At 70.4% G+C, this 7,769-nt stretch carries 7 protein-coding genes; 3 read left to right on the forward strand and 4 right to left on the reverse strand.

Going from position 1 to position 7,769, the window contains the following annotated elements; all coding sequences use genetic code 11:
* Positions 1–49: 49 nt before the first annotated feature.
* The 4 genes from STRIP9103_RS37640 to eccB form a co-directional block, all read right to left on the reverse strand.
* Entirely contained in the window at positions 50–358 is a 309-nt protein-coding gene (locus tag STRIP9103_RS37640; RefSeq protein ID WP_009334465.1) for a WXG100 family type VII secretion target, read from the reverse strand.
* 59 nt (positions 359–417) lie between these two features.
* The gene (locus STRIP9103_RS37645) at positions 418–762 is read right to left on the reverse strand and encodes a WXG100 family type VII secretion target (protein WP_009334458.1); all 345 of its coding nucleotides are present in this window, start codon (positions 760–762) and stop codon (positions 418–420) included.
* A 199-nt stretch (positions 763–961) separates the two neighbouring features.
* Positions 962–2,221 (reverse strand): type VII secretion-associated serine protease mycosin, encoded by a 1,260-nt coding sequence (mycP, locus tag STRIP9103_RS37650; protein ID WP_009334461.1) that lies wholly within the window; start codon positions 2,219–2,221, stop codon positions 962–964.
* Between the two features lie 18 nt (positions 2,222–2,239).
* On the reverse strand, positions 2,240–3,763 hold the full coding sequence (gene eccB, locus STRIP9103_RS37655; RefSeq protein ID WP_009334467.1) for a type VII secretion protein EccB: 1,524 nt from the start codon (positions 3,761–3,763) through the stop codon (positions 2,240–2,242).
* A 195-nt stretch (positions 3,764–3,958) separates the two neighbouring features.
* Here eccB and eccE point away from each other — a divergent pair, with 195 nt between their 5' ends.
* The 3 genes from eccE to STRIP9103_RS37670 all read left to right on the forward strand — a co-directional run.
* Positions 3,959–5,296, forward strand: coding sequence for a type VII secretion protein EccE (eccE, locus tag STRIP9103_RS37660; RefSeq protein WP_078614182.1), 1,338 nt, complete (start codon positions 3,959–3,961; stop codon positions 5,294–5,296).
* 5 nt (positions 5,297–5,301) lie between these two features.
* Complete coding sequence (locus STRIP9103_RS37665) at positions 5,302–6,114, forward strand: hypothetical protein (RefSeq protein ID WP_048821686.1); 813 nt, start codon at positions 5,302–5,304, stop codon at positions 6,112–6,114.
* Positions 6,115–6,559: 445 nt separating this feature from the next.
* The coding region (locus STRIP9103_RS37670) for an SCO5717 family growth-regulating ATPase (protein ID WP_267950646.1) at positions 6,560–7,769 on the forward strand (1,210 nt) is incomplete at its 3' end.

Consider the following 7,769-nt stretch of genomic DNA (forward strand, 5'->3'; position numbering starts at 1 on the left):
ACCCGCTGCTGTCGGTTACTTGAATTATTCGGGGGCTACTCGGGCTGTTTCACAGGAAGTAGCTCGCGCCCTTGAGGTCGCCGCCTCGGTAGTCACCGCCGGCCTCGCCGATCCTCTGGCCGATGTTGGCGAGGGCGTCGCGGATGCCGTTGGCGTGCGTGTCCCAGGCCTTGTGCTGGCTCTTGAAGGCCTCGTGGGCTTCACCGCCCCAGCCTTCGGCGATCTTCTCGACATCGGCCTTCAGGGCCTGGATCTGACCTTCGAACTGCCTGGCCAGGTCACCGAGTTCGGTGGTGAGCGCGTCCAACGTGCCGTACTTGACGGCAAGGTCCTGGTAGTCGGGATTGACGTTCGTCATGGCTGCCTTGTCTCCTCGATGGATCGGGCGGAGGCCTGTGGGCCGGAAGCTGCGGCGGCTCAGTAGCTGCTGAGAGCCGAGGTCTTGCCACCCAGGTCCTGCACGTCGATCTGGGTGATCCGCTGGTGGAGTTCGTCCTCCAGCTTGTCCTTGTCCTTGCGGTTGAGGTCGACGCCATCGAGGACCTTCTCCAGCATGCGTCCGAGGGCGACCACGTGGTCGTTGATCTCGGTCTGCTTCTTGTCGAAGGCGACCGCGGCCTGGCCCGTCCAGTTCTTCTCGATCATGTCGATCGTTCCCTGGAGACGGCCGAGGAGCTTCTTGATGTCCTCGTACCGGGCGATGATGCCCTTCTCCAGCAGCCAGACTTGGTCACTGTTGAGCTTCCGCCCGTCCGTCGTCATCTTCGCACTCCCTTTCGTGAACTGTATGGGTGGACTTCACACCGAATGAATTCGGTTCCCCGACCACTGAAACGAGGTGAGGGGGAGCTTCTGTTCGGAGATCTCAGTCGGGCTGTGCCACTCGGCGACCACTGTAGTCAGTGTGCAAAAGGCGTCCAACTGAAGTTTGTGTGGACTCAGTTACCATCGAATCACTCCCTCATCCCGTACCCCCGACACCGGATGCGCTCCGTTGTGCGCGGCGGCGTACGTCGCGCGTCACGATCGCTGTGCCGGTGATGAGGGCGGCCAGGACGACGGTGGCGCCCAGGGCGTAGGTGGCGTAGCGCTCGTTGCGTTCCTGGGGGGTTTCGCCGAGGTGGAGTTCGGCCGCGGTGGGGGCCTCCGCCTCGGTCAGGCCCTCCCGGGGGTCGGGGGACTCGATCGGCTGGTCGTCGTCCGTGAGGGCGCGGACCGGGTCGACCACGCCCCAGCCCACCCGCCGGTCGTGGCCCGCGAAGGAGCGTTCGGCGGTCTGCTCGATCTGGGCGACGATCTGGCGGGCGGTCCAGTCGGGATGCTTGGCCTTGATGAGGGCGGCCACTCCGGCGACGTACGGGGCGGAGAAGCTGGTGCCGTTGTCGGAACAGTGCCCGCCCTTGGGAACCGTGGAGATGATGTCCACGCCGGGGGCGGCGACCCCCACGAAGTCCCCGGACTGGGAGAAGGACGCCCGTTCGTTGTTGCGGTCCGAGGCGGCGACCGCGAGGACACCCTCGTACGACGCGGGGTACGTCTTCTTGTCGTTCCCTCCCAGCCCGTCGTTGCCCGCCGACGCGACGACCACGATGTTCCGTGCCAGGGCCGCGTCGATGGCCTGTTTGAGTGACGGGTCCGGCTCCACGGCGTTCGCCGTGTCCTGGGAGATGTTGATGACCTGGGCCTTCTCGGCCATCGCGTGACGGATCGCCTGCACCAGCGTCTTCGTCGTGCCGTGGCCCTCCGCGTCGTTCTGCTTGATGGGGATGATCGTCGCCTCGGGGGCCAGGCCGACGAATCCGGTCCCCTTGTCGGGGCGGGCCGCGATGATGCCCGCCACGCGCGTGCCGTGGCCGACGCTGTCCGTGGTGCCGTTCGCCTTGCCGCGGTCGATCGGTTGCCCCTTGTCGTCCTTCGCCGGCAGGAAGTTGGCGCCGCTCGACGCGTCCACGGCGTCCTTGAGCTGGACGTTCCGCACGTCCACGCCGGTGTCGATCACCGCGACCCGTACGCCCTCGCCCTTGGACTGGCTCCACAGTTCGTCCAGGAGAACGCGCTGGAGGGACCAGGGGCGGCCCGAGTACTTCTTGTCGGGGAACGTGCACTGGTCGGTGGCCGAGTCCGCGGTGGCGGGAGTGCACATAACCGTCACCATCCCGGTGACGGCCACGATGAGCGTCGCGGTCGTCGCGCCGGCCGCGCGCTTCAGTCCGTAGCGCATGTAAGGACGCCCTCCCCTTTACGATCCCTGCGGCTGGCGCGCGTCCGCCGTCGACAGTCGTGGGCCCGTGGGCAGGAACTCCGACCACTCGGCGGGGATGAAGGCCGGGTCAAGATCTCCGTAGCCCAGGCGGATCTGTGCGAGCTGCGCCTCCTGCTGGAGTTGCCGGCGCTCCTCGGCCGTGATGCCGATGCCCGCGTCGGCGGCGGCGCCGTCGGCGTTGGACTGCATGGCGTAGCGCAGACCGGTGTCGGTCACCAGGAAGACGCTGCCGGCCTTGGTCTCCCTGCCCTTGAACTGGCGGTACAGCTGGCCCGAGCCGGGGGTGACGTACGCGCTGGAGGAGCCCGTGGGGAGGGTCGCGGGGAAGTCGGTGCTCGCCCAGGTGCTCAGGGTGGTGGTGCCGTTGTCCTTGTCGACGTCACGCAGAACATTGCAGACGGTGTTGCGGCTCCCGGCCGTGTCCGACGCGTCGTTGACGGCCTTGGGGCTCTCGCTCGGCCACTTCTTGTCCGCCTCGAACGCCTCGCCGGGGACGATCGCGCCGGTGCTCACCTCGAGCGCCTTGCCCGCCTGGCCCAGGGAGACGAGGTCCTCGCTCGCCAGGAGCAGCTTGGCGACGAACGCGGTGATCGGGGCGACCCGGCCGGGCAGTACCACGTAGAACTGCTCCTTGTCCCCGTCGAACGCCTTGAGGATCATGCCGACCTTGTCGGCCTCGTCGTCCAGCAGACCGGGAGTGTCGGCCGCGTCGCCCGGCCGGCCGGTGATCTCCGGGAAGGCGATCGGGTCACCCGGGTGAAGGGTGTCGAGCCACTCCTGGGTCACCCGCTGGGGTTCACGACCGGATCCGACGACGGTACGCACCAGCAGTTCGTCGGTGCCGTCCACCTTGTACGCGCCGCCGCCCGCGTCCACGACGTAGCGGGTCTTGTCCGGGCCCACCACGTAAAGGAGTTCGCCACCCCCCAGCTTGTCCCTGCCCTCGGTCCTGTTCATGTCGCGGGAGGCGAGGACGAACGCGGCCTTCTGGATGGATCTGCCGCCGGCGCTCGGGCGTTCGCAGACCGCCCAGCGCTTCTCGGCGCCCGCCTCCTCGGCGGACGGCAGACGGTCGGGGGCGTACGGGATGCCGATCGTCACGCCGTGGGGGATGTCGCCCTTGTCGAGGATGGACTCGTCGACGGTGACGACCTCGCCCTTGCCGGTGTCGAGGAGCAGCTTCGCGGAGGCCATGTTGAGCACGGGGTGGAGCTGGGTCTTCTTGCCGGTCTTCAGGACGACGTAACGGGTCGTCGACTTGCTGGCGATGATCACCTTCTCGCCGGGGAGGTTCCAGCCCTTCGGCGCCGTCGGCTTGAACATCCCCCACGCCCCGAAGACGGCCATGATGATCACGCCGACGATGGTGCCGGGCAGTACGGCGCGCAGCGGGCGGGGGGCGCCCTCGTCCGAGCCGTCGGGGGAGGACTGCAGGAAGGACGCGAGCATGCGCCGCTTCGCGAAGGTGTAGGCGTTGAGCTGGTCCCGCCGAGATGCCATGTGTGCCTGTGTCTCCCCGTGAATCGCCCGCGTGGCGCCGGGGGTCAGCGTCCCCCGCCCTCCGTTGTCAGACCGGCCCCCTACTATGCCTGGTACTGGAACGGCTTTGTGGAGCGGGTAGGGTACCTGGATCTTCCTGGGGCTTGTGTGCCAGCGAAATCCAGTGAGTTGTGAGCGGAGCGGGGGGATGGAGTGATGGCTTCCGGAGTGCGGATCCGGTCACGTGACCGGTCGCGGGCACAGGGCCCCTCGGCCCCTGCGCCGCACCCGTCGCCACCGCCGTCCCCGGCCGGCACACAGGCGCCCTCGTCCGGCGCGCTGCATTTCCGCGCCCGCCCGGGGCAGTCCGGGTCGTTCCGGTTGCAACGGATCGTTCTACTGGAAATCGCCGCGGCCGTACTGCTCGTCGGCTGGGCCGTCGATCCCCTGGCACTGGTTCCCGCGGCCGTCGTCGCCGTCGCGCTCGTACTCCTCGCGTTCGCACGGCGTCGGGGGCGCTCGGTGCCCGAATGGCTGGCCACGGCACGGGCGTTGAAGGTACGGCAGCGGAGGGCGGCCGGGACGGTGATACGGCCGGGGACGGAGCCGGGACTGGCTCCGGCGGTGGAGTGCGATCCGAGTCTGCGGACGTATGCGTACGGGGGCCGGGACCGGCGCCCGGTCGGGATCATCGGGGACGGGACGTTCGTGACGGCCGTGCTGCAGGTCGAGGCGGACGCCACGGCGTTGCGGGCGGAGCGGAGCCGACAGCCGTTGCCGCTGGGGCTGGTGCGGGACGCGCTGGAGGTGGACGGGATTCGGCTGGAGCGCGCGCAGGTCGTACTGCACACCCAGCCGGCGCCCGCGATACAGCTGCCGCAGCAGTCGGTGGCCGTCAGCAACTACGCGCCGCTGCAGGCCCGGACGGGCGCCCCGGCGGTCCGTATCACCTGGATCGCGTTGAAGCTGGACCCCGAGCTCTGCCCGGAGGCCGTGGCCGCGCGTGGCGGCGGGCTCATGGGGGCGCAGAAGTGCGTCGTGCGGGTCGCGGACCATCTGGCGAGTCGGCTGACCGGGGCCGGGTTCCGGACGACCTTGCTGAACGAGGAGGAGTTGGTCGCCGCCGTCGCCACGTCCGCCTGCGCCAACCCTCTGGTGACGGCCGAGGCGGGGCGTACGGACACGCCGCAGCGGCGGACCGAGGAGTCGGGGCGGAGCTGGCGGTGCGACAACCGTCGGCACACCACGTACTGGGTGCGTCGCTGGCCTCAGTTGGGAGGCGGCCGGGGGCCGTCGCTGCCGCAGCTCGTGGGGGCGCTCACCGCGATACCCGCGCTCGCCACGACCTTCAGTCTGACCCTGGCGCGCGGGGAGCGGCAGGAGGTGGCCCTCACCGGGCATCTACGGGTCACCGGCCGCAGCGACGACGAACTCGTGGCGGCCCGGCGCGCCTTGGAGCACGCTGCCCGGCAGGCCGGCGCCGGTCTCGCGCGCCTCGACCGTGAACAACTGCCGGGTGTGCTCGCCACTCTGCCTCTCGGGGGTGCGCGGTGACGGCCATGACCAGTTCACATCCGCCCGGTCCGTCTGCGGCCGGTTCGCCTGTGACCGGTTCGCCTGCGGCCGGTTCGCCTTCCGCCGGGCCCTCCGTCGGGGAGCGTGTGCGGGAGCGGGTGCGTTCCGGGTTCGGGCTCATCGGGCCCCGGCACGGACGGCATGCGCTGTCCGTCGAGCAGGTCGACTCGCTCGCGCTGCCCATCGGGGACGACGGGGTCGTCATAGGGGTGGACGCGGAGGGGCAGCCGGCCGTCCTCGGGATCAACCGGCCCACCCCGTACGACGTCGTCCTCATCGGCGGACTGTGGACGGCCCAGGTGCTCGCCCTGCGGGCGGCGGCCACGGGGGCACGGGTCGCGGTGGAGACCGGGCGGGCGCAGTCCTGGATGCAGATGGTGCACGCCATGGGCGGCGGGCAGAACGGCATGGCCGTGTACGACGTGGGGCGGGTTCCGCCGCAGGGCGCGTCGGCCGGGAGTCCGGTGCTCGTCGTGCGTGACTGCGGTATGCGGCCGCCGAGAGGGCGGGTCGTCTCCGGGCCCTGGCAGTCCGTGTTGACGCTGCTGCCGTATCTCAGTCCGGTCGCTCCTCGGCTCATCCGTCAGGCTCGGCTCGTCGGGGTGCAGCGGGTCTCGCCGGACGAGGCGGCGGAGTTGGGACGCACGATGGCGCTGCCCCGGGCGGACGTGGAGTCGTTGCCCACGCTGGCCGACGGCGTCACGCTCTGGTGCGCCGATCGGGATCGGCAGTATGTGATGACCCAGCCGACCGATGCGGAGATCGGGTTGCTGGGGACACCTCGTCGGATGGATTGATGGGTTCGGGGACTTGAGCGCCTGAGCGGCTCTCGGATGGACTGAGAGCTTGAGGCGCCTGAGCGGCTGTCGAATGGGCTGAAAGGCTTGGGACACCTGAGCGGCTGAGGGGCGCTGTGAGGGAGCGCTGGGGGCCGGGGGTGACGTCGGACCTGGGCCTGGCCGGGAGCGGTCCGGGTGTCGGTTCGTCCAGTGTCTTTCTGATTGTTCACCTGTAATGACCGGTTTGCTCGGACTCGTTGGGGATACAGGGGTCGGTTTCGGGCAGGGTGTGACGGAGTGGGCAGGCGCGGAGGGGTGGGCGGGCCTGCCGTCGTTGCGCTTGTGGTGATTAGGCTGGGACCGGGGGCGCCACATCACGACGTCACGACGACATGGCTCGAACGACAAGAACGGTCGGCCCCGGCACACGACTTTGAGGGTGTCGACCACACCAGGAGGAATTGTGAACAGCGATCGGGACGGGATGCGCGGGGGCTGGGCCACACCCGGCGATGACCAGTCCGACGCGGAGTCCGCCATCGAGACGACGGGCGAGTTCACCATCGACTACGCGCCGCCTGCCTGGTACACGCAGAACGCCTCGTCGGGAGGGGGCGGTTCGGAATCCGGTACGGGTACGGGGAACGCCGCCCCGGCCGCCGGGTCCGCGACGCCTCCGCCCGCGCCGCCGGTCGGTCCTCCCGTCGACCTGGCCGGCACGGCTCCTGGTGGTTCCTTTCCGCCGCCCTGGCCTCCGCTTGCCCCCGCGCCCCAGCAGGCCGACCCCCGCAACGGGGACCTCGGGGACAGCGGGGACAGCGGGGACCTCGGGGACATCGAGAGCGGCGCGACCATGCGGATCTCCGCCGCCGCGTTGAAGCGGGACATCGCGAGTGCGGCTGCGGAGAAGGGGGATACGGCCACCGGGGGCGGTGACGCCGACGCGAGCGCGGGTGGCGGTGCGGGCGCCGGTACAGGTTCCAGTGGTGATGCGGGTGGCGTCGACGCCGAGTTGAGCGCGTCGCCGCAGGCTCAGACCGAGGGGGCCGGGGGCGCCGCCGTGGCCGTGTCCGAGGATGCGCCCGCTACTGCGGGTGAGTCCGTGCCCGGTGACGGTGCCGGTGCCGATGGGGATTCCGGTGCGGATGCCGGTGGCAGTGCCGGTGCCGGTGAGCAGACCGCCGATGTCGTTTCGTCCGAGGCCGGCGAGGCACCGGCCCAGGGCCAGGGGCCGGATCAGGGTCAGGTCGCGCAGGACAGCGAAGGGGACGCGAGCCCCGAAGGTTCCGCTGTCGCGGAGGCATCCGGTGAGACGGGCGCCGCCGCAGAGGGCGGTCAGCCCGGTGACGCCCCGAGTGCCGCCTCCGACACGGTCGAACCGTCGGATGCCACGCCTCAGGACGCCGTCCCGCACGACGCCACGCCTCAGGACGCCGTCGCTCACGACGCCGCCTCCGGCGCTGATGAACCCGTCTCCGGCGGCCCCGACGGTGACCAGCCCAAGGATGCCGCCCCCGACGCCGACCGGACCGAGGACGCCGCCCCGCAGGACAGCGTGCCCCAGGACGCCGTCCCCGCTCCGGACGCCTCCGGTGGCGTACCGCAGACGCCTCCCGCGTGGGCTCCCCCGCCGGTACCGCAGGGTGGGCTTCCGCCGTTGCCGCCCGCGTACC

The organism is Streptomyces ipomoeae 91-03, from assembly GCF_000317595.1.
In the GTDB taxonomy this organism is placed as follows: domain Bacteria; phylum Actinomycetota; class Actinomycetes; order Streptomycetales; family Streptomycetaceae; genus Streptomyces; species Streptomyces ipomoeae.